The following is a 23531-nucleotide window of genomic DNA, read 5'->3' as shown; positions in this document are numbered from 1 at the left end:
AACTTTATAAACAAACAGGAGGTATTGTTGTGAAAAAGAAAGAGAAAAAGAAAAGTTCCTTTGCAGTTCTTATGCACTATGCAGGCGGACATAAGTATTATTCCTACGCTTCTGCTGTTCTTGCTGTAATAAGTGCATGGATAGCACTGATACCGTTTTATGATGTTTGGCGCATCATAAAAGAGATACTCAGGGTAAGACCTGATTTTTCAAAGGCGGAGAACATAAGCCGATACGGCTGGGAGGCTGTGGGCTTTGCACTTCTTGGAATGGTTATATATATCGCTGCGCTAATGTGTTCTCACAAGGCAGCGTTCAGGGTGCAGGCTAACATGAGAGTGAGCATGATGAAGCATATCATGAAGCTTCCGCTGGGTTATATTGAAACAGAGGGAACAGGTAAGATAAGAAAGATAGTTATGGATTCAAGTGCGTCAACGGAAACCTATCTTGCCCACAATTTTCCCGACAAGGCTGTTTCAATGGCGACCCCTGTGGGTCTGCTTGTTATGATGTTCATATTCGACTGGCGGCTTGGACTTATTAGCCTTATCCCTGCGTTCATCGCATTTGTGCTTATGGGCACGCTTATGATGGGTCCTAAAATGGCGGAGGATATGAAGCAGTATCAGAATGCACTTGAAAAAATGTCATCTGAGGCGGTGGAGTATGTTCGTGGAATACCTGTTGTAAAAACCTTTGGTCAGACGATATTTTCTTTCAAGCGTTTCAAGCTTGCTATTGACGAATATGAAAAGTGGACTCTTGGATACACAAAGAACATGATGCTTCCTATGATATGCTTCACCACTGCGGCAAACGGCATTTTTGCGGCGCTTATAATTGCGGCTTTCAAACTCACTTCCCATGGAGTTACGGACGAGTTTGTTCTTAATCTTTTCTTTTATGTGATAATAACTTCTATTCTTACTGTAACACTTATGAAGATAGCATATGCAGGAGAGTCACAGATGTTGGTGGACGACGCTGTGAACAGAATGTATTCTATTCTTGAAACTGAGCCGCTTGCTGAGACAAAGAGCGGTGAAACTCCAAAGGACTCATCTATCCAGCTTGACAATGCGGTGTTTGCTTATGACAATGCAGAGAGCAACGCTGTTGACGGAATAACGATGAACATAAAGGCAGGAGAGCATATTGCGGTAGTAGGTCCCTCAGGGGGAGGAAAGACCACCCTTTGTTCGCTTATCGCACGTTTCTGGGATGTAAAGAGCGGCTCTATAAAGATAGGAGGGGCAGACGTGAGAAACATTCCGTCAGAGGAGCTTATGAAGTATGTTTCATATGTTTTCCAGGACAGCAAGCTTCTTAAAATGAGTATTCTCGACAACGTGCGAATGGGCAGACCTGGCGCCACGGACGAGGTGGTAATGCAGGCTCTTCGTGACGCACAGTGCATGGATATAATCGAAAAGTTCCCTGAGGGTGTTGATACTATGATCGGCTCAAAGGGCATATACGTTTCGGGGGGCGAGTGTCAGAGGCTTTCTATTGCAAGGGCGTTTTTGAAAAATGCGCCTGTGCTTATACTTGATGAGGCGACGGCTTTTGCCGACCCTGACAACGAGAGGTCTGTTCAGCAGGCTTTTGAGAGGCTTTCAAAAGACAAGACAGTTATAATGATAGCACACAGGCTTTCAACGGTAACAAATGCAGACCGCATTTACGTTCTTTCTGAGGGCAGGATAGCAGAGAGCGGAAAGCATGAGGAGCTTATAGAGCAGGGCGGGATCTACAGCCGTATGTGGAACGAATACAACAGGTCTGTAAGCTGGCAGGTCAGAAAGGCAGGGGTTTGATTATGAGCTTCACGGAAAAATTAAAACACAAATATGCCCTTTCAGACAAGGGTGCAAAAGGCATGATAAGGGCGTTTATTGCTGTTACGCTTGCTAACCTTGTGCTTATGCTCCCTGTGGGGCTTTTATATGTGCTTTCCTCATATCTTCTTGAGGGAGAGCTTCCAAGAGATAAGTTCTGGCTTTTTATCGGGGCGATAGTGGGAGTGCTTTTGCTTATTGCCCTTACAACGCTGTTTCAGTATAAGTCCACGTTTTACTCTACATATGTTGAAAGCGGTGTAAGACGAAGGACGCTTGCGGAAAAGCTCAGGAAGATACCCCTTTCATACTTTGGCAAGAAAGACCTTGCCGACCTTACGAACACTATCATGACGGACTGTGCAATGATAGAAACAGGCTCTTCGCATTGGATACCTGAGCTTGTGGGCGGTATCGCCTCCACTACTATCATTGTTATAAGCTTGTTTTTCTTTGACTGGAGAATGGCTCTTGCTTCAGTTTGGGTAATGCCGGTAGCATTTATCATAGTTATTTCTTCAAAGAAGGTTATGTCAAGGATACACGAAAAGACGATGAAATATCGTATAGATTGCATTGACGGCATTCAGGAGGGGCTTGAAACTCTCCGTGACCTGCGTTCATACAACATGACAGAGAAATACTCTGAGGGGCTTGAAAAGAAGATAAAGGCTGTGGAAAAGCACGCTATCGTGGCGGAGTTTGCAAATGCGGTATTCGTATGCTCAGCGCAGATGATACTAAAGCTCGGTATTGGAACTGTGGCTGTTGTGGGAAGCTCGCTTCTTGTAAATGGTGAGATAACGGTGCTGACGTTCTTTATGTTCCTGCTGGTGGTAACAAGAATGTATGAGCCGCTTCAGATAGCGCTTCAGAATTTGGCTGCTATAATAAGCCTTGACGCAAACTGCAATCGTATGGACGAGATACTTTCGCACGAGGAGCAGTCGGGCAGTGATAAGCTTGACAACAAGGGTTATGATATCACATTCGATCATGTTGCTTTTTCATACAAGAGTGAAGAGCAGGTGCTTTCTGATGTAAGCTTCACTGCAAAACAGGGTGAGATAACAGCACTTATTGGTCCGTCCGGCGGAGGAAAGACCACTGTTGCAAGGCTTGCGGCAAGATTTTGGGATAATGACAAGGGCAAGATAACTGTTGGCGGAATGAATGTTGCAAACGTTGACCCTGAGAAGCTTTTGTCACTTTACTCTATCGTTTTCCAAGATGTAACGCTGTTTAACAACACTGTTATGGAGAATATCAGGATAGGCAGAAAGGACGCAACGGACGAGGAGGTTATGGCGGCGGCAAGGCTTGCACACTGCGAGGATTTTGTTGAGAAGATGCCTGATAAGTGGAACAGCATGATAGGAGAGAACGGCTCGGAGCTTTCGGGCGGTGAAAGACAGCGTATATCCATAGCGAGGGCATTTCTAAAGGACGCTCCTATCATTCTTATGGACGAGGCTACGGCTTCTCTGGACGTTGACAACGAGTCGCTTATACAGGAGTCTATTGCAAAGCTTATACAGAACAAGACTGTGCTTATAATAGCACACAGAATGAGAACTGTTGACGGTGTGGACAAGATAGTTGTGCTTAAAGACGGAAAGGTGGCTGAGACAGGCTCGCCTGAGGCGCTTAAAAAGATCAACGGTATCTACAAGCACATGGCTGAGATGCAGCTTTGCTCGGAGAAATGGAAATACTGATATGAACAGAAACCACCGCTGGGAGGAAAGCTCTCGGCGGTGGTTTTGGTTTGTTTGCGTATTATTTTGCGGAGATGTTTCCGCTTTCTGATTTTTTGATAAGACCTGCGGTGAGAGCTTTTTTCAGGGTGTAGCTTATTACGCTCTCCGTTATGCCTACAGCTCTTGTGTAGCCGAATTTCTTGGCTGTTTCTCTTACGAGGTCGGCTTCTGAAAGGCTTATCTGCTGGCAAAGCACTTTTTTCACGGCGTTTATTATCTCCTCGGAGGGGATATCCTCCATGCTTCGCTTGTTGGTATCGTCGCTTGTGCGATAGATAGAATAGCTTTCAGGGGATTGACCCTCTTTCCAAAGGAAAACTCTGTTTTCATCGGCTGTGGCGAATGGTGAAACGCCTTGTGCGGCATCGGCAAAGACGCTTTCCACTCTTGAGCCGCTTCGTGTTATGCCCCATGCGGTGAAAACTTTTCTCATGAAAAGCTTCTCGCTTATTGGTGCTTCGACAGCGATTATCTTTTCGGCTGTTTCCCTTATTTTCTGCTTGTTTTCGGGTTTATAAAAGTCATCAGATGTACCCATTATGCCAATATCTGCGGTCACATAGGGCTGTGCAAAGGCTGATGTGAGGCTGGAAGCTTCTTCTCTTTCAAACTGCGCTGTGGCATAGACGGCAGGCTTTGAGGCGGGAGCGGTTTCGGCTTCATGCTTTGGTGCGCTGTCTATGGCGGCTTTTATGTTTCCCAGAACTCGGTCCTTATCGTCAAACCAATCGAGCGTCCACACTCTCAGGATATTCCAGCCAAGACCGTTAAGCACACTTGGCTGTAGGATAAATCTGTCCTGTGCGGTTGAGCTGTGGAGAGTGTTTTCACCGTCAAGGAGTATGCCCAAGAGATACTCCTTTTCGTTGTCAGGGTCGATTATGCCGATATCAACTTTGAACTCGGAGCTTCCGATGTTGCATTTCACCCCATAGCCAAGCTCTTTTATGGCTTTTGCGATACACTCTGTTACCGTGCTGTCGCTTGTGCTTTTTGTGGTGCTGTGGGCTGTTACGGCAAGCTTTCCACGCTCGGCAAACTCCAGGAAGCCTTTAAGTCCTGCAACGCCCTCGGAACGTGTTCTTGAAAGGTCTATTTGCTCAGGACGGAGGACAGAGTAGACTATCATGGCTTTTCTTGCACGGGATATTGCTACATTAAGTCTTCGCCAGCCGCCGTCACGGTTGAGAGGGCCGAAATTCATTGAAACTTGTCCCTTTTCGTCAGGACCATAGCCGATGGAGAAGAGTATAACGTCACGTTCGTCGCCCTGAACGTTCTCAAGGTTTTTGATGAAGACCGGCTCCGGTGACTTTCTGTCAAGCTCTTCAAGCTCAGGGTGGTTTGCCCACTCTTCGCAGAGCATATCGTCAATGAGATTTTGCTGAACGGAGCTGAATGTTACAACACCTATGCTGTCATTACGGAGCTTTTCATCGCTCATTCGTCTTATTATCTCGTCAACAACGGCTCTTGCTTCCGCCTTGTTCTGCTTTGTTCTGCCCTTGTCATAGTGACCCTCCGGGTGGATAATGCTCACCTTTGAAATGAGGTCGTTATGGGACGGGAATGTGAGAAGCTTATTGTCATAGTATTTCATGTTGCTGTAGGCTATAAGGCTCTCGTGGCGTGAACGATAATGCCATTTGAGATACTGCTGCGGCATGGAGATAGCAAGGCAATCGTCAAGGAGGCTTTCAAGGTCTTCTTTTTCGCTGTTTTCTTCGTCTATCCGATTTGAGGAGAAGAAGTTTGTTGGCGGGAGCTGTTTAGGGTCGCCCACAATAACAACGTTCTCGCCCCTTGCAATAGTGCCTGCGGCTTCGGCTGTGGGAAGCTGTGAAGCTTCGTCAAAGATAACAAGGTCGAATTTAGGGAACGAGGGGTCTATATACTGTGCAACTGATATGGGACTCATGAGCATACAAGGGCAGAGCTTGCGGAGAAGATTTGGTATCTTATCGAAAAGGCTTCTAAGTGACATCATTCTGCCGTTGCTCTTTATGGCACGTTTGAGTATGCCCATTTCAGAGGTGGAAGCGCAGGCTGAGCCTTGGGCAGGTATTTTTGCGGAAAGACGAGCCAAAAGTTCCTGTATAGTCAGGCGTGAGAATTTATCGAGAGTGTCTTTAAACTGTGTGATAAGGTCGTTTGCACTGTTACTGCTGAACTGGCTAAGACGTTTATCGCTGTTTATTATCATAAGTGCAAGCTGATAGTTTAGCGTGCAGGAGAACGCTTTTTCTACGTTTTCGCTGTCAACATTGCCTGTGCGGTAGCTATCGCTGACACCTGAAAGTCCGTTGTCGGAAAGCTCTTTGTCAACGCTGTTGAACTGGGCGGCGTATCTAAGCTTATCGGCGTTTTCGGCATAGGTATTAAGCTTTTCTGCAGATAAGTCAAGCCAATTTGCACTTGCTTCTATGGCGGTCATGTTGGCTGAGAAGCTGTCCTCAAAGGCTGAAAGCTTTTCAAGGAACGAGGAGAGAGCCTGTCCTTCAGAAGTGCAGTTTGCTTTTCCGATAGTCTGAGCCATTTGTGCAGGGTCAGCACCCGCTTTCTGCTTAATGGCATTCATAATGCTGTCGGTTTTTGAAACGGCTTTTTCAAGGACATTCCAATCGGTCTGCTCGTTCATGTAAATACCTGTGAGAAGCGCTGTTACATCTGACGGCAGGCTTCGTAGAAAGTCTTTCTTTTCGCTTATGGTGCAAAGCTTATCGAGAATTTCACCAAGGTTTGCTTTTGTAACGGAAGCAGGGTCTTTGGCGTGGAGCTTTATTCCCTTTGTGAGCTTTCCAAGCTTCATGGCTTTTGGCAGGAACCAGCTTTGCTCTGCCTGCTTATAGAGCATTTTCGATTCTGACGCAGGAAGGTCAAAAATGCTTTTTTCAAAATGGCTGAGGATATCGGTGCAGAGAGCGGTATACTCTTTCCCTACGGCAAGAGTATCTTTGATCTTTTGCAGGGTGATATCATAGTGAGGTGCGCAGAGAAGTCCGTCAAGAAGTTCACCGTCAGCGGTGGAAGCTTTGTATATGTGGGAAAGCATTTTTACTGCTGTCTTGTCAAGGTCGCCGCTGTAGCTATAAGCCTGTGCGAGAGTTTGTGCGCACTGAGAGGAAGCGGCGGCTTTTTGGGCAAGGTCGGCGGCTTCAGTGTGGAACTTGTCACGCTGTTCCATAGAATATGATGTAATGCCGATATCTTTAAGTGGGAAGTCGGCAAAGTCGCCTGTTTCGGCTATGGCTATTGAATATCTATGCACAAGGTCGCTGAAACGGTCGAGAGTTTCCTTTGTTATGTTTGTGAAGATATCTTTTGAAACTGATATTTTGTCTTTTTCGGATATACTGCGCTCATAGGCTGATATAGCTTCATAAAGGGCCACACCACAGTTACGCTTTTCGTGAAGTGCGGTTATGGTATCGTTGAGCTGGGCTTTCTGAGCTTTGAGCCTTGCGGCTTCGGCTGAATACTCCTCGGGAGATTTTATTTTGCCCACTTCAAGGGCTTTGTCAAGCTCTGCAAGGACAGTGGTCTTGTTTGTCTTGTTGGAGTGGAGTTCAAGGCAGAACGGGTCAAGCCCTAGGTTTGCAAGACGTTTCTGCACCACGTTGAGGGCTGCCATTTTTTCTGCAACGAACAGCACGCTTTTATCATTATAGAGTGCGTTTGCTATCATATTTGTGATAGTCTGAGATTTTCCTGTTCCCGGAGGACCGTGGAGAACAAAGCTTTGGCCGTTTCCTGATGCGGCAATGGCGGCAAGCTGTGAGGAGTCTGCGCTCATTGGCACTGCCATGTTTTCAAGGTCAAGGTCGGAATCTATATTCTCAGGGGTTATGCTTATATCCTCGGGGGCATAGGTGAGAGAGCCAGCCATAAGGCTGGACACCACCTTGTTTTGGCTTATCTCCTCTGAGCGGTTGCGAAGGTCGTTCCACATTACGAACTGGCTGAACGAGAACAGACCTATAAAGGCATATTCCTCAATGTTCCAACGCTTTTTGCCCATGACCGCCTGACGGATAGTATTGAAAACAAGGGGCAGGTCAATGCCGTGTTCGTCAAGTGGTAGAGGGTCAAGACCTGTGATACTTATGCCGTGATCTTGTCGGAGATATTCAAGAAGCGTGACGTTTATCTGAGTTTCTTCCTGCCTGCTCCTTATTATATAGCCCTTATTGCGTGTGTTGCGGACGATATCTATAGGGATAAGCACCAAAGGGGCATAGCGTGGCTTTTCGGAAAGGTCGCTTTCATACCAGCGGAGAAGTCCCAGGGCGAGGAAAAGGGTGTTGCTGCCGTTTTCCTCCATGCTCACCTTTGCAGAGCGGTAGAGGTTTTTCAGGGCAGAGTCAAGGTCAGTTTCGCTGAGGAAAGTTCTTATGCGGTTGTTTTTGAACTCGTTCTCGGCGATATTTGTCACAAGGTCCTTTTCGTTCTCGATAGCGAATATTTTTGCGTCACGAGTGGAAACTGTCCACTCGGTAGGTATTTCCATGATACGGAAGTCACTTCCGCTTGCAAGCTCGTCCTCAAGCTTTCCAAGGTCTGCGGTCATAAGCTGCATGGTGTTCTTTGTGACACGGAAGTTCAAAAGAGAATTTCGCAGGCTGAAATCAAGGAGCTTTCTTTCCCATATGCGCATTTTTGTGACGGGCTTATCGTTGCCCTCTGCCACTTTGCCAAGAAGCGAGCTGTTAAGCTCGGAGGGGGCGAGAATCTCTTTTGGCTTGTCGGATCCTTCTGCAAGCTGCATACCTGAATAGGTTTGCTCGGGACGCAGTGGGATAGGTCTTATGCCACTTCCACGGGTGCGGATAATGTCTATGACGCACTGAAATTCCATGTTGCTTATATGGTCTTTGCCGTGTTTCATGGCATGGTCGAAACGCTCGACATCGTGAACGTTGCTGTCAACAAAGTCTGTACACTCCACAAGGAGCATTTCTTCGGCATTTTCCGCAATGCGCTTTTCAATGGCGGAAACATCGTCAACGCAACAATCTGCGAAAGTTTCGTTTTCAAGCCAACAGCCGCAGAATGCGTGACCTGTCATGAAAAACAGCAGAGGGTGAAGTCCCACCGCTTCAAGGCAGGCGGCATAAAGCACCGCAAGGTCAAGACAAGTGCCCATTTTTTGCTCCAAGACCTTATGCGGCAGGCGTATCCTCTGACCTATGACTTCATAGCTTGCAGGGGGATCGTTGTAGACTATTTTCTGCTGGACGAGGGCGGCAAAAATTGCTGCCATTTGAAGCTTCACGTTGTTTGGGTTGTTGGTCTGATAGCCTGTGAAAGAGGGGTCGCCCTTCCACTTTTTCAGGAACGTGGAAGCTTCATGAATGATTGGGGAGAGCGCAGGGTGATTTGGCGTAACAAATGCGGCTATCATCTCAGGCATTATGTTCAAACCACTCCACTGATCGCAGGCGAGAAGCTCTATAGTGTTCTGATAGGTGAAGATATTTTCACCCTTTTGAAGCACCTCAATGGTGATATTGCCCACCATTTTTTCTGTAAGAGAGAAAAGAAGATCTGTGTTGGTAGATATTCTCACGGGGGATATCTCGGCAGAACTTTTTGCGGGGATAGAGCCGATATAATATGTAAATTCCTTTGCAAACTCAGGCTCAAAGGTTATTTTAAGTCCGATATTCTCAAGGACTTCCTCTGAGTTGTTGTTTACTACAAGACTTCTTATGACAGGGACATAGTTTTGCTGCATGGCAAAGTTTATAGATGCGTTTATGTGTCCGCCGACAGTGACGATATTATCCACTTTTAACCCCTCCGACAATAATTTTTTTAATAAAGAACACCGAACAAGAAGCGTGCGGTGCAGTCATATATACTCATTATAGCACAAACAAACACATTGTGCAATATTTTTCCTGAGGACAGGATATGCTATATAAAAAGTAAACCCATTGTTCATAGTATCTTTATTGAATAGGTGGGAGGGTTGTGCTATAATACACTTTGAAATTCAATAGAAAATTTGGAAAGGTGAAAGCTATGGAAAGAATACTTGATTGGAACAAATATCTTGATACTGCGGCGAAAATGGTTTCTGAGGGAATCGTTATGCTCAAAAATGATAATAATGCTCTGCCACTTGATACAGACAAAGAGGTGGCTGTTTTCGGACGCATACAGTTTCATTATTATAAAAGCGGAACAGGCTCGGGAGGAATGGTGAACGTTACTAAGGTAGTGAACATTCTGGACGGGCTTATTGATAATGGCGTAAAGGTCAATGAGAAACTTCTTGACACATACAGAAAATGGGACAAGGAAAACCCATTCGACTTAGGCGAGGGCTGGGGCGGAGAGCCTTGGTCGCAGAAAGAGATGCCACTTGACGAGGGACTTGTCAAAGAAACTGCAAAAAGCTGTGAAACTGCCATTGTGATAATAGGCAGGACGGCAGGCGAGGAGCAGGACAACAGGCTGGAGGCAGGCTCTTATTTGCTAAGCGATGACGAGATAGCTATGCTCACGGTGGTGAGGGAGCATTTCAAAAAAGTTGTTTTGCTTCTCAACGTGGGAAATATCATCGATATGACCGACATAAACAGAATTGCCCCTGATGCTGTGCTTTATGTTTGGCAGGGGGGAATGACAGGCGGAAAGGGTACAGCGGACGTTTTGACAGGAAAGGTCAGCCCAAGCGGAAAGCTTCCTGACACTATCGCATACAAGGCGTCGGACTACCCTTCGGACGCTAATTTCGGCAGGGAGAAAAACAGGGATATTTACGCTGAGGATATTTATGTGGGATATCGCTATTTTGAGACTTTTGCTAAAGAAAAGGTGCTTTATCCGTTCGGATTTGGTCTTTCATACACTGAGTTTGAGATAAAGACGGAAAAGGCTGAGATAACAGAGGGGGCTGTGAAGCTTTCTGTATCGGTGAAAAATATCGGTTCTTACAAGGGCAAAGAGGTAATAGAGGTCTACTGCGAAGCTCCGCAGGGCAAACTCGGCAAGGCGGCTAGAGTGCTTTGCGGCTTTGAAAAGACCAGGGAGCTTGTACCACAGGAAGAGCAGGTGGTTGAGATAGCAGTGGATATCGCAAAGCTTGCTTCTTATGACGATTCGGGCGTGACGGGCAACAAGTCATGCTATGTGCTTGAAGCAGGGGAATATAAATTCTATGTGGGCAGTGACGTGAGAAGTGCGGAATATGCTTGCAGTTTTGAGCAGGGTGAGGATCTGGTAACAGAAAGGCTCACTCAGGCGCTTGCTCCTGTGGAGAGTTTTGAGAGGATAAAGCCTGTTTGCGAGGGCGGAGCTTTCAGCATTGGCAGAGAGGCTGTTCCTGTATCTGAGGTAGACGAAAGTGCAAGGCGTTTGGAGAAGCTTCCGAAAGAGATAGCATACACCGGTGACAAGGGCATAAAGCTTTGGGACGTTAAGAACGGCAAGAACACAATGGACGAATTTATTGCACAGCTTTCAGACTATGACCTTTCCTGCATTATAAGGGGCGAGGGCATGGGAAGCCCTAGGGTCACGGCTGGCACGGCTTCGGCGTTCGGGGGAGTGTCGGAAAATCTCAATGGCTTTGGCATACCTGCGGGCTGCTGTTCGGACGGTCCGTCGGGTATGAGGCTTGACTGCGGCACAAAGGCTTTCAGCTTGCCGAACGGTACGATGATAGCTTCTTCGTTCAACAAGGAGCTTACAAGTGAGCTTTTCGCTTTTATGGGGCTTGAAATGGCGGCTAACAAGGTGGATTGTCTGCTTGGTCCCGGAATGAACATTCACAGACACCCTTTGAACGGCAGAAACTTTGAGTATTTCTCGGAAGATCCTTTTCTTACGGGCAAAATGGCGTCGGCTGAGTTAAAGGGCATGGCTGGTGCAGGAGTGACAGGTACGATAAAGCACTTCTGTGCGAACAATCGTGAGACAAACAGGCATTTTATCGACTCGGTGGTATCGGAAAGAGCACTCAGGGAGATATATCTAAAGGGTTTTGAGATAGCGGTAAAAGAGGGAGGAGCTTCCTCTGTTATGACCACATATGGCAGAGTAAACGGCTTGTGGACGGCAGGAAACTTTGACCTTAACACAGTGATACTTCGTGAGGAATGGGGCTTCAAGGGCTTCACCATGACGGACTGGTGGGCGAACATAAACGTTCGTGGAAAAGAGCCTGACAAGACGGATCTTGCGGCTATGGCTAGGGCGCAGAACGATGTTTACATGGTTTGTCCTGACGGAGAAAAGAATGACGACAACACGCTTGCTGCCCTTGAAAATGGCGGTATAGAGAGGTGTGAGCTTCAGAGAAATGCGGCGAACATATGCGGATTCCTTCTTCACACTAATGCTCTTAAGCGTGCGGAGGGTATTGGAGATACTGTCAAGGTGATAAACCGAGAGGACGAGGAGCAGGAGGACGACAAGCCTGTGCAGTTTTATAAGGTAGACCGTGACATAACTCTTGACCTTAGTGATGTTGACACAAAGAAAGGCACTTCCTACAGCTTTGCTCTTGACTTGTCAAACTTCGGTATTTACAGGGTGATAGTCACGGCAAGCTCTACGCAGAGTGAGCTTGCGCAGATACCTATGACGCTGTTCAGCATGGGAACTGCGGTGGGTACGTTCACTTTTAATGGCACAGGTGGAAAGGCCGTTTCAATGGAAAAGAAAACGCCTATGTTCTCACGCTTCACAACTTTCAGGATATACTTTGCACAGAATGGGCTTGACCTGCACAGTATCAGGTTTGAGCTGACGGACGAGAAACGTTGATTTAAGGCTAGCGTTATGTTTTGTGCAAGTGAATAAACAGCAAGATCGGTCAGTAGATCCCAAATGGGATTACTGACCGATCTTTTTGTGGTATTTGTGGGTGATCTGGGCATGAAAAAAGGACTATCGAATGATAGTCCTGAAACTGTCTTGCTGATACCAAATGGATGCATATCTAAAACGAGATAAATTATGACCATTCCGATTAAAAATTATTTCTACCGGTCAATGTTCATTGAACTCATCACTCATTCTACGGTATTCCTTCTCCTCACAGTCAATATAATCCTTAGCAAATTGTTCCACTTCTTCAAGACTGTCTTCCAGCAGTTCAAAATCCACCGCCGCCGAAAAAACATCAATCTCAAGCTTTTCGGACTTATCTGCAAAGACTTCAACTGTAAACCCGTTACAGCGAACATCATTACCGTCCTTATCCTCCCGATGCAGATCAGTATCGGGAGATATTTTCACATAAAAACCATTGTATTTCATTCAACCACTCTCCTTAAAATCTCATCTGCATATCATCGTCAAGGTCGTAATCATCATCAAAATCCTCATCGAATTCATCATTCACGTAATACTCAAGCTGCTGAGAATTTTCAAGAGCTGTTTGAAGATATTTCTCGTCCAAACCGTTTTCTCTGTATCCCTGCAAAATCGTGTTGTAATACTGCTGACTCGGTGGAGAAATTGTCCCACGATTCATCAGATATGCCATACCTTCGTAGGTTTTTCCGTCCATTTCAAAGGTCATTTTTTCCTGCCTGTAGAAACTGGGGTAGCCTTCGTATTTGTTAAGAGTAGGCAAATCCCTTTCGTCAAGCTCCCATATCAGAACGGGAACTCTTGCACCCTTATTCGGAACGATTGTTGCAACGCCCCTGAACTCTAATTCATAATCCTTGATTTCTGATGTTCCTACAACCTTTGAATGTGGACATCTGTATGCCATTTGCTCCAAATTTATATTGCTTCCATATGCAATATATAACTGTTTATTTTTCATTCTCTACCTCCGATCACATTGACATTTCCATGCCCATTTCTTCATCTTCTTCAAAGTTCTCACATTCGCTCTCTGTCGGCTCTGAATTTTCATCGGATACATTTTCGTTTAACTCCTGAACCTCGCTTACAGGCTCGACACGCTGCCCACGGGCGGCTTGCCGTTCAGCTTCACGTTTTTCTTTCAGCTTTGCTCTTGCGGCTATTCCGTCCTCCGGGTGCCGCCATGCAATATCGCCATCCAAATGTTTTAGCAAATGCGTTCTGCAATTCTTGAACTCATCTCCGATAAGTCCAAGATTCAAAAGCCATACACGAAAGCTGTACCGCATATTATCGCTTTGTGAAATGCGCGGAGAACAGTATTTCTTAGTCATTGCCGCATTGCTTATGGCAAGCGCAAGAACTATCTGACTTCTTACCTCACCGGCATGAAGACTTCCGTTGTATGCCCTTATCTCGTAATGACCATGCTGAAAGAATGAGTGCAGATTGCAGATAACATATCGGCTATTTGAGTAATGCTGAAACTGTTCGCTCATTCTGCCGTGATACCAAAGTCCCTTTATTTCTTCCATATCTTTAGGCTTTTTTCGGTTAATTTCCTCGATGAACTGCTTATCCATCTTGTGACAGTAGGATTCACGAGCAGAAGAAACCTGCAAAGCGTCCCACAGAAAGTCCTCCTTACTTGCAAAAATATTTACAAGATTGCGTATCTGCTGCGGAGTGTAATCGTCTGCCGAAATGTGTATATGCGTGCCTGCACAATATCTCGGACCTGTTACTCCGCCCGCTTTTCTAAGAGCTCGTACAACCTCCTGCAAAAGCGGAATATCCCCATATTCAAGAACAGGAGAATTCATTTCCACACTGTAGGATTTGGAAGCTCGGTCGCCGTTTGCATTGTAACAGTTGATACTTCCGTCGTACACAATAGACCAATCCCTGCTTTTAATATCTTTAACCGTATATTTATCATAAGTGCCACCCTCATGGACAACCTCTCCTCCCAGAACACCTGAAAGCGCTTTTGCCGCCTGACAGCGAGTTAAGCCTGTCATTTCTATCTCAATGCCAAAATTTCTTGTCTTTATCCCATCAAAATTGCCTGCCAAATAACCGCCTCCCAACAAAAACAGCCTGCAGATTTCTCCGCAAGCCGTAAATTTAATCGTTATTCAATTTCCGTTCTAACTTCGTATCCGCCCTTGAAAATCACCAATATTTCGGTCTTACTCAGTACTTTTATGCACTCGATTAATTTGCGTATCAGCACATTATCAAAGGTTTCCAACTCAAACTTTTCATGCTCTATCATATCCATAATTTCATCAAGTTTCGCCTGTGTTCCTTCTGAAGTTTTGTTCTGCAATTTCAGATTTTCAAGACGTTCGCTCAACTGCTGTTCTTCCGCATAAAGCTTTTCAAATTCACTGTCAAGCTTGTCCTCGTCGCAGCCGCCGGAGGCTATCAAATTGACTAAATCATTTCTTGCTTGGTCGATTTCCCTAAGCCTTTTTTCGGCAGCTAAAATTTCCTCCTGACCTTGACATTCAAGCACCGAACCAATATTCGCTTTTAAAATCCTTGCAATATCATTTCGGCAGGAATAGTAATTGTTTATCGCCCGAATTATCGCTTGGTGTAGCTGTTCTTCTTTTATCGTAGGTGAATCGGGGCAGTACTTTTTGCCGTGTTCCAAACGGCTTATGCACCGCCAGACCACCTGCTTTTTGCCGTTTCTTGACCACACCCTGCGTCTGTATGGAGTTCCGCAGTGACCGCATATCAACAGCTCTGATAACGCATATTTTCCGCTGTATTTGCCTTGCTCAGTTTTGGTTTTATCACTGATTTTACGCTTGGAAGTTCGCCTTGCAAGCTCCTGCTGTACTCGGTTGAACGTGTCACGGTCAACTATCGGAGCGTGATGGTCAGTAACCAGATACATCGGTCGCTCTCCGTTATTTTTCACCACTTTGTGAGTTATGCAGTCCACCGTGAAAGTCTTTTGCAGAAGTGCGTCGCCGACATATTTCTCGTTTTTCAGAATCCGCTGAACCTCGCCTTTACTCCAGATATTTTTGCCTGTAGCCGTCCTTCTGCCCTGAGCCATAAGCGTATCTGCGATATTTAAAAGCGTGTATCCGTCAAGGTACAGCGTGTAAATCAGTCTTACTGTTTCAGCTTCATCAGGTACAATTTCGGGCTTGCCGTCAGCCCCTTTTTTGTAGCCGAGAAGATATTTATACTGAAACTGTACCTTGCCCTCACGGAAAGCCTTTTCTTTGCCCCAGCTTACATTTTTGCTTATTGACTCCGATTCCGCCTGTGCAAAACTGCCGTACAGAGCTATCATAAACTCGCTTGTCATTGTCAGCGTGTTTATATTTTCCTTTTCAAAAACAACGCCTATCCCCAAGTCTTTAAGCTGTCTGACATATTCGAGGCAATCTACAGTATTTCGGGCAAATCGGCTTATGGATTTTGTGATCACTAAATCAATTTTCTTGTTTTTGCACATACGGATCATGCGATTAAATTCGGTACGCTTTTTTGTCTGAGTACCGCTGATACCTTCGTCAGCAAAAATTCCTGCAAGTGTCCATTTTTTTTTGCGATTTATCAAGTCTGTGTAATATGCGATCTGAACCTGATAGCTGTTTTGCTGCTCCTCTTGCTCTGTACTTACACGGCAGTATGCAGCAACACGAAGCTGGTGATACTTGTCACGATTCTCCGCAGTCTGCGCTTTGGCAGGAATTATCGTTACATTCGATGCGGTTGACACAATTCTCATTCCTTTCTGATATGTTTTGGATGCGTGTGCCGTTGATTAATTCAACCTCTATGGTACAAAAATGGCTTATCAAAATCCTGTTTACGCAGGACTTAAATAAGCCAATATCGAGCGTATTTAATTGTTCGTGATTTTCAAGCAGAGCCTTGATTTCCGCTGTTTTCTGCGGACTGTCATTGTAAGTACAGCAATCGTATTTCAGCTCGGCAAGCCTGAAAATCTCAGCTTTCACTCTGTCAAAATCTATTTGAGCAGAATCTGTCATCCGGTTTATCTCATTCTGCTGACGGATAACATCGACAGTAGGGGAATACACGCTTATTTCGCCGCCGTACTCTAATAGGCTGGGATTTGCAATAGCAGTGTTTAAAACGGTCAGCACTGCACCTATTATCATTTGATCTGTCAGTCGATATTCATATTTAAAGCAATCGGGATTTCCGCAGTTCCAATATTCACGTCCTTTGCCGTTAGTTCTTCTGAAAAGCTTTTCTCCGCATTCAAGGCAGTATGTAACCTTTCTGATTCCCTGTAAATCATCGCATACCAGATTAAGCGTAGTAGCTTTCTGTACCCGCTTTTCATTTGCTCGCTTGAAAATATCCTCATCAATTATCTGCGGATATTTGTCAGTTCCGAGATATTTCTCATTTTCGATTATCCGCTTGACCATATTTTTGTTCCAACGGTCGGAATCCTCGCTGTACCTGATTTTTTCAGACTCCATCAACTTTGCGATTTGCAGAAAACTGCTGCCATTCAGATATTCTCTAAAAATTTCTTCAACTGCGTAAACTTCTTTTGGATTGGTAGTTATTTCGCCGTTTTTCATGCAGTAGCCGAAGGGGATTACTCTGTTTCTTGCCATTGATATCACTCCTTTCAACCAACAAGGATACCACAAAATTCTGCGGAAATCCAGTGCCAAAACTAACAAAGAAATGCCCTGCAATTTTACTGCAAGGCATTTTCTGTTATATATTTTCTTTGAACTTCAATCCGCCAATCAAGTGAAACTCCAGCTCATGCTGATCTATTACCACGATCTTCTCAACGATACTCTCAAACGTAGATTCCTCAAACTCGGTTATCGGCTTATCTCGCTTTTCAAAGAAGTCGAACAGCATTTCTATCTGTTCAAGCGTTTCATCCTCATCGTCGGAACGTGAAAGCTTCTTCAGCTCAACTTGCAGCTTATTGATTTTAGCTGTAAGCTCCGTAGTCTGTTCAATATACTTAGCCTCGTCCAGAAATCCTTTTGTTTTCAGCCTTGCGAGTACATGGGTCTGCTCCTTAAGTTTTGCGATTTCTTTGTGAATATCCATAACATTGGTGTTTCCGCTGAATCTTTTCAGCTTTAAATCCTGTAACGACGTTTGGAGAGGTACAAGAATTTGCTTGTAGTTGTACCACAGCTTATTGCATAATCTGATAAATGAAATATAGATCAATTTCTGAGCTATTGCCTTATTCGGACAATCTTTTGCTCTGTTATCATGCGTTCGGCATACCCAATAAATTTTTCCATTTATGTTTTTGCGTCTATATATTTTTCCGCAATTATCACAGAAAATTTTCATAGTTAACGGATACTGCTTAAATTCGGTATTACCGTAATATTCGCCGCGCTGTTTTAAAAGCGTTTGAACCTTTGTAAAGTCCTCTCTTGATATAATCGGCTCGTGAGCGTCGGTTATATAGTAGCTGTCCACCTGACCTTGATTTTTGCTTTTCCTGAAAGGGAATACATTCTCGGTAAATTTCTTTTGCCAAAGACAGTCCCCAATATATTTTTCATTTGTCAGTACATACCGTACAACATTTTTGTTCCAAGGTTCGCCTTTTGAGTTTTTTGGAATACCCCCTGCATTAAGGTCATTACTTATCCGCAGGAGTCCTTTTCCATTCAAGAAATCTTCATATATGCGCTTTACAATTTCAGCTTCTCTAGGATTTACAATCATTTTCCCCCCAGATTTCATATATCCGTATGGAACATGGGATACTATATATGTTCCATTAGCCATACGTTTCCTTATGCTCCATTGCATATTCTGCGAAATGGACGTCGATTCCTCCTGCGCCAAACCGCCCATAATTGTTATCATCATTTCGTCAGTCATGTTAGCGGTATCAATATTCTCTTTCTCAAAATATATCGTAATTCCAAGGGATTTCAATTCTCTTACGTTCTTCAGACAATCCCTTGTATTTCGGGCAAAGCGGCTTATGGACTTGGTGTAAATTCTGTCGATTTTACCCTTTCGGCAGTCTTTTATCATTCGCTGAAACTCGTCACGCTTGTCCTCACGGGTTCCTGTGATACCCTCGTCAGCATATATGTCGATGAGTTCCTCTGTTTCCGAATCCTCAAAAAACTGACTGTAATACCTTGTCTGAGCCATAAAGGAATTAAGCTGATCTTCGGAATCGCTTGATACTCGGCAATATGCGGCACAACGTATCTTGACTGCTTTTTCTTCTGCTATTGTCGGCTGTATAACCGTTACTGTCGGCATTTTCTCACTCTCCTTTCAACCAACAAGAATACCACAAATCTTTTCAGAATGGTATTACCAAACCCGACAAAATTACTTGTCCGAATTTGACATATTTTCATCTGTCTGCTTTGCCGCAGTGCAAAGACACATTGTGATTACTCCCGCTGTACCGCCTGCAAGCAATCCAATAATAAATCCTAACATTTCTTAACCCCCTTATGCTGCGTCCCTTGAAGACGGGAACTGACCGTATATATCTTCCGTATTTTTGCTGTTAAAATTCTGTTTGTCGGCTGCTTCAAGAATTTCATCAAGCTTGTCCGCAAATACTCTCGCCATAAAATCGCTGTATTCTGCTTGTCCAAATTTAGTCATCAAAATCAACTCCTATACTTATTTTCATCGCTTTTTCTACTTTTTCCATAAGTTCAAAATCAACTGAACCCACGTAACTTTTCAATCGGTATCTGTCTATCGTCCGTATCTGTTCCGCAAGCACGATTGAATCCTTGGGCAATGTTTTTGAACCTCGGATATGAATATGAGTGGGAAGATAATGCTTTTTTGCCGTCGAAAGCGGAAGAACCACGATCGTTGGGCTGTGCCTGTTTCCCACATTATTCTGTACCACCAGCACAGGACGAATACCGCCTTGCTCTGAGCCGACCACGGGATTCAAATCTGCGTAAAAAATATCTCCACGTTTAATCAGCATTTCATTCACCTTTTCTGTATCTTACACACTTATGAAACGGACAAAACAGTACGTCGGTATTCCTGTCATACCACACACAGCCTTTGCATGGGTGATTATCTGAAAGCTTTATGCACGGGATTCTAACATCAATGCCGAATTTACTTGATTTTAGCTGAAAGTCAAATAGCTTCGGCGTTTCTTTTTCTTCTGATATATCATTCATACTATCAGCCTCCTGTTCTTGTGAATTTAATATGTAAATGGCGGTCTGCTATAACGCAAACCGCCGTATAACTTCGTTTTGCCTTCGTCTGATTCGTTAGTTTCAGACGATTTTCCGTGATATTTGTTCTCAACGACCGTCACGGCGGAACTCTGCAAGCTGCGGTCAGCGTAACCGCATCATGGGACTCTCACCCGCTATATCAGCCCTCACTGGGAAGTATCATTATCCTCACACGTTTCATCGCCGACTTTGGTTGCTGTCCAAAGGTCTGAACGTCATGGTTATCGCTCGCTTTTTGAGGTCGTCGCGCATGGTTCATTTGGCTGCCGAGATTTCATACCGACCGTGTGATTAACGTACTTGCAGAGTTGATATTCGGTTGTCAAGCTACTTCGGATTTTTATTCCGCTTGTATAGGGGAAGAAGCAACGCTTTTTGCAACCATTTTTTTTGATTATTTTAAAAGTTTGTAGAGTTTGCACAAAATCCTCTTTCTTTTCTTGCTGACAGCTTGGTGAGTAATACCAAGATATTTTCCGCATTCTTCAATTGTTAAGTTTTTAAAATATATAAGTTCAATTAATTTTCGCTCGTCATCCGATAACAATGCTAAACAACTATGCAGTCTGTCATATTCCGCATGCAGCATAACATTTCGTTCAGTAACATCTTTGTCAGTCACAAATTCGTGAAAGTTCTCAAATGCTCCGTCAATGCCTCCGATAAGGCTGAGAACTGAATCTCATGTTGATAGAACGACTTGTCATTATCGTCAATATTCCACTGACTTCGATTGTATCCCACTCTGACGTTTTCACTGACTTCAACCTCAACATACTTCTTTGCTATGGTGTCATAGACACGCAATGTATTTTTACTCATTAATATTCCTCCGTTTTGATTTTTGTTTTGAATCAAAACGAAGGCTTACGGATATTTGGATATAATGCACAGCCACTTTGTTGTAAAAATCATATTGTGTCCTTTCTTCTGAGGACACAAAAAACGAGCCTGCATACTTAGTACACAGACTCTGTTTGCCTGAAAAATGGGCGTACTAAAGAAAGGGCACAAAATATGCTGTTTGCATTCTCTGCAAAACGGTCATATTTTGTATCCCCTGCCATAATGCATATCAGGCGTTGAATATTTTATTTATAAATTAAAAAGCACCGACAAGATGGACTCCTTTTGTGTAGGAATCTATCCTGCCGATGCTCTCCAGCGAGCACGAAAAAACGTGACGAGTTCAGTACATCGGATTCAATCTGTTATAAATGTTTCTCGAAAATGGAATCTAAAAGCATTGAAGAAGAACAAAGAATCAGAGTGGGAATAAAAGCCCATAAAATATTGCTTATACAGCTGCATGACATTATAACTATTGTCAACGTGGTTATGATACTTAACATAGTAATAGAAAACAGCATCCAACAGAGAGGTTAATAAGGCTTTTTCATTTCCCTGAAGCTCCTCATTTTCAAGTATTTCCTGAAGTTTTATTTGTCTTATACTTCACGACGTATAAGCAAATAATGCTGTATCATAACGCTCCCTCCATTTTATATCATCATATATTTATGAGAAATAATATCCCCACTGTGCATATGCTTCTTTTGAAAACACATTATCCGGACCCCTCAAAATATCACTTCCTGTGCTATTCACTGAGAATCTGTTTAGTGCTTCAATTATAGCTTTCTTTTTAAAGGGAATGTGTATTGCGTTTGCAGATCCATCATTGACTCTATCTACAAGTACTTTGGGCCATCTGATGCTGTAGTCATCATAATTAATAACATGAGAACAATCCGTGTATGCTATTATTAGAGGAAGTTCATATAAGTCAACTGCTTTCTCTATTTCAAAATTAAGCAATCCTCTATTATAGTTAGTTTCACCAGAAAGTACCAGAAGCATGTTTTTTGAATTGCGCATTCTCTCCATCAGCCGATTTTCAAGCGTTTTTCTCAAGCTTGAATCCAAAACAGCTGCTGTCTTCTTATGACTATCAATAAAATGAAAATCAAAGTTTGAATTCTTATCCCAACTTCTGAGAAGTCCAAGATATTTTAAATCACTTTGTGTCGGATCAGTCTTTCCCTGACCGTCAAATGCAATATATGTACCATTTCTATAAGCCATTCTGATTTCTCCTTTAAATAAGGGGCAACCGACCGTACAACTATGAACAAGGGAGGCGATAACCACTTAGAATATCATAGGGAAATTTAACCCCCACTGACATACGTTCATGTTATAAATCCGTAATCGATATTTCGTTTTTACACTTCTTATCAACGATTATTGTTGTCTTGCATTTTAAATAGTTTTTAGATATTTGGGTTAAAAGAACAATACTCTCCAATGCTTCTTTTTTCGATAACCCTGTTCGTGACATGGCTGTTCCCATAGGGTATAGATAGAGTTCCTTCCCTTGACCATGTTTGTCATAATACTCAAACAATTTTAGAATACAATCAAAGTATTGATGCTTATCACAATGAGCAACACAGTCAACATCAAATTCTGTAAGAGCAAGCAAGAAAAAAGTAACTCCATTCTCGCCTTTTATTCGGGATACTGAACCCATAGGATATCTTTTTCGCTTTCCTTCTCTTTTTTCGTTAAGAGCGATATCCTCATATTCATAGCCAAATGCTTTAAGGGAACTTTCTATTTCAGCATCAAGAGCTTGTCGTTTTTCGTCCGAATAAGCAAATCTTTTTAGAAACTGACCATGCACAGAGCCTTCGTGAATAATGTCATCATTTACAACAGTATCATAACAACAATTAACTGCTATGACGACTATTCTTTCAGTCTGAGGTTTTTTGGGAAATGCTATCTTCATAAGATCATCATATCTTACAATAATTTCAACATCATCCTCAGATAGTATTGTTACCTCTTTTGATGAATGCAGTCCCCAGACAAGTGCTGTAAGGAAACAAATAAACAAAAGCACTGTAAAAGCCTTTATCTTACACTTAACATCATCGTCTTCTATTCCGATTGTATTCCAATCAAAAAATAGTTGAACGATTGAAGCCAATCCAAAAACTGATGATGCGATTATTGTGAATTTCGATAGTATGTATTTTAGGTTGATTTTTATTATTGTCAGCATTCTTCGAATCATCTTTGTCAATCAAATCCTTAATGGGTCAATATTATAGCCCTGCTTTGAAAGTTCTCTTATGAGATTTATTGCAACTTCATCCACCTTCTTGTCAAATGGAATATATATTAAACCATGAATATCAGAAGGCTTTTCAAATTCTATATCTTCTTTAAGCAGAATTGCAACCTTTTCTCTACCCAATTTTGCAAGGAACATTCCAAGTTCAAGAACTACATTTTGCCTTACACGGGATTTGTAACTATCTTCGCTTTTGGATTTTCCTTCGTCATCAGGAGTTGCCAAAACTATTGCATATCCAACCTCTTGACTGTATTCTTCAAGCTTTTCGATTATGGTTTGTCCCCCTGAAGCCTGCTGATCAAGAATAATCGGCTCAAGATCCCAGCGGCGAAGCAATGCTTCAAGCTGTGTACGTGCAATATCATCATGACCGTAAACAACAAATATTTTTCTGTTTCCAAGCTTAGCAGTTTCACCAAGAATAGCTTTAGTTTCATCAGTGTTTCTTCCTTGAACATTATGTTTGCCTGTATTAAAACAGTTTATAATACTTCCGTTTGACAACGTTATACTTTTTCCGTGCTGAATATCTTTTACGGATACAACAGACACTTTAGTGGTTGATCTGATTTTTTCAATTACTTCTTCATATGTCATAATAACATCTCCATTTAAAAAATTTTATTCCGATACTAAGTGTTCCCTATTAAATCATTGACTCTAATTCACTGTGTTTTTTTATGTTCAAAACGCATTTATCAAAACCTGCTTA

At 43.4% G+C, this 23531-nt stretch carries 20 protein-coding genes; 4 read left to right on the top strand and 16 right to left on the bottom strand.

Annotation, left to right across the window (positions count from 1 at the left end; translation table 11 throughout):
• The first annotated feature begins 71 nt into the window (after window positions 1-71).
• Window positions 72-1820, top strand: a complete 1749-nt coding sequence (locus DW793_RS08055) for an ABC transporter ATP-binding protein (RefSeq protein ID WP_118157595.1) — start codon at window positions 72-74, stop codon at window positions 1818-1820.
• A 2-nt stretch (window positions 1821-1822) separates the two neighbouring features.
• Window positions 1823-3559, top strand: a complete 1737-nt coding sequence (locus DW793_RS08050; RefSeq protein WP_118157587.1) for an ABC transporter ATP-binding protein — start codon at window positions 1823-1825, stop codon at window positions 3557-3559.
• Between the two features lie 61 nt (window positions 3560-3620).
• Here the strand turns inward: DW793_RS08050 and DW793_RS08045 are convergent, their stop codons facing one another.
• A complete protein-coding gene (locus DW793_RS08045) occupies window positions 3621-9389 on the bottom strand; it encodes a DUF3320 domain-containing protein (RefSeq protein ID WP_118157586.1) in 5769 nt (1922 codons plus the stop codon).
• 236 nt (window positions 9390-9625) lie between these two features.
• On the opposite strand from DW793_RS08045, the gene DW793_RS08040 reads away from it, so the two are divergent.
• Complete coding sequence (locus tag DW793_RS08040; protein ID WP_118157585.1) at window positions 9626-12376, top strand: glycoside hydrolase family 3 protein; 2751 nt, start codon at window positions 9626-9628, stop codon at window positions 12374-12376.
• Between the two features lie 225 nt (window positions 12377-12601).
• Here the strand turns inward: DW793_RS08040 and DW793_RS08035 are convergent, their stop codons facing one another.
• The 10 genes from DW793_RS08035 to DW793_RS07995 form a co-directional block, all read right to left on the bottom strand.
• Window positions 12602-12871: a hypothetical protein gene (locus tag DW793_RS08035; protein WP_118157584.1), complete on the bottom strand. Its 270-nt coding sequence runs from the start codon at window positions 12869-12871 to the stop codon at window positions 12602-12604.
• A 13-nt stretch (window positions 12872-12884) separates the two neighbouring features.
• Window positions 12885-13388, bottom strand: a complete 504-nt coding sequence (locus DW793_RS08030; RefSeq protein ID WP_117939024.1) for a gamma-glutamylcyclotransferase family protein — start codon at window positions 13386-13388, stop codon at window positions 12885-12887.
• A gap of 13 nt (window positions 13389-13401) precedes the next feature.
• Window positions 13402-14505: an amidoligase family protein gene (locus DW793_RS08025; protein ID WP_118157583.1), complete on the bottom strand. Its 1104-nt coding sequence runs from the start codon at window positions 14503-14505 to the stop codon at window positions 13402-13404.
• A gap of 59 nt (window positions 14506-14564) precedes the next feature.
• Window positions 14565-16181 carry a recombinase family protein gene (locus DW793_RS08020; RefSeq protein WP_252969747.1) on the bottom strand — a complete coding sequence of 539 codons (1617 nt, stop codon included), beginning with the start codon at window positions 16179-16181 and terminating at the stop codon, window positions 14565-14567.
• Window positions 16120-17058, bottom strand: a complete 939-nt coding sequence (locus DW793_RS08015; RefSeq protein ID WP_118157581.1) for a recombinase family protein — start codon at window positions 17056-17058, stop codon at window positions 16120-16122. Before DW793_RS08015 ends, DW793_RS08020 begins: the two co-directional genes overlap by 62 nt.
• Before the next feature lie 106 nt (window positions 17059-17164).
• Window positions 17165-18709: a recombinase family protein gene (locus tag DW793_RS08010; protein WP_118157580.1), complete on the bottom strand. Its 1545-nt coding sequence runs from the start codon at window positions 18707-18709 to the stop codon at window positions 17165-17167.
• A gap of 72 nt (window positions 18710-18781) precedes the next feature.
• Window positions 18782-18895: a DUF3789 domain-containing protein gene (locus DW793_RS08005; RefSeq protein WP_118157579.1), complete on the bottom strand. Its 114-nt coding sequence runs from the start codon at window positions 18893-18895 to the stop codon at window positions 18782-18784.
• A 12-nt stretch (window positions 18896-18907) separates the two neighbouring features.
• The gene (locus DW793_RS14620; protein ID WP_178182115.1) at window positions 18908-19066 is read right to left on the bottom strand and encodes a hypothetical protein; all 159 of its coding nucleotides are present in this window, start codon (window positions 19064-19066) and stop codon (window positions 18908-18910) included.
• Window positions 19059-19406 carry a type II toxin-antitoxin system PemK/MazF family toxin gene (locus DW793_RS08000; RefSeq protein WP_117864168.1) on the bottom strand — a complete coding sequence of 116 codons (348 nt, stop codon included), beginning with the start codon at window positions 19404-19406 and terminating at the stop codon, window positions 19059-19061. Before DW793_RS08000 ends, DW793_RS14620 begins: the two co-directional genes overlap by 8 nt.
• Window position 19407: 1 nt before the next feature.
• Entirely contained in the window at window positions 19408-19611 is a 204-nt protein-coding gene (locus DW793_RS07995) for a hypothetical protein (protein ID WP_117905928.1), read from the bottom strand.
• A 116-nt stretch (window positions 19612-19727) separates the two neighbouring features.
• On the opposite strand from DW793_RS07995, the gene DW793_RS14615 reads away from it, so the two are divergent.
• Entirely contained in the window at window positions 19728-19886 is a 159-nt protein-coding gene (locus tag DW793_RS14615; protein WP_181979935.1) for a hypothetical protein, read from the top strand.
• Between the two features lie 182 nt (window positions 19887-20068).
• Here DW793_RS14615 and DW793_RS15950 read toward each other — a convergent pair whose 3' ends face one another.
• The 5 genes from DW793_RS15950 to DW793_RS07970 all read right to left on the bottom strand — a co-directional run bounded on the left by DW793_RS15950 (window position 20069) and on the right by DW793_RS07970 (window position 23416).
• Window positions 20069-20296 carry a sigma-70 family RNA polymerase sigma factor gene (locus tag DW793_RS15950; protein WP_118157578.1) on the bottom strand — a complete coding sequence of 76 codons (228 nt, stop codon included), beginning with the start codon at window positions 20294-20296 and terminating at the stop codon, window positions 20069-20071.
• Complete coding sequence (locus DW793_RS07985) at window positions 20293-20496, bottom strand: hypothetical protein (RefSeq protein WP_118157577.1); 204 nt, start codon at window positions 20494-20496, stop codon at window positions 20293-20295. The genes DW793_RS15950 and DW793_RS07985 overlap by 4 nt, the downstream gene beginning before the upstream one ends.
• Before the next feature lie 696 nt (window positions 20497-21192).
• Window positions 21193-21759 (bottom strand): TIR domain-containing protein, encoded by a 567-nt coding sequence (locus DW793_RS07980; protein ID WP_117877051.1) that lies wholly within the window; start codon window positions 21757-21759, stop codon window positions 21193-21195.
• A 112-nt stretch (window positions 21760-21871) separates the two neighbouring features.
• A complete protein-coding gene (locus DW793_RS07975) occupies window positions 21872-22744 on the bottom strand; it encodes a macro domain-containing protein (RefSeq protein ID WP_147342180.1) in 873 nt (290 codons plus the stop codon).
• A gap of 21 nt (window positions 22745-22765) precedes the next feature.
• Window positions 22766-23416, bottom strand: a complete 651-nt coding sequence (locus DW793_RS07970; protein ID WP_117877055.1) for a TIR domain-containing protein — start codon at window positions 23414-23416, stop codon at window positions 22766-22768.
• Window positions 23417-23531 lie beyond the last annotated feature (115 nt).

The organism is Ruminococcus sp. AM31-15AC (assembly GCF_003462045.1).
Lineage (GTDB): Bacteria > Bacillota > Clostridia > Oscillospirales > Ruminococcaceae > Hominimerdicola > Hominimerdicola aceti.
The sequence above is the reverse complement of the archived record's forward strand: the minus strand, read 5'-3'. Positions and strand labels throughout refer to the sequence as shown.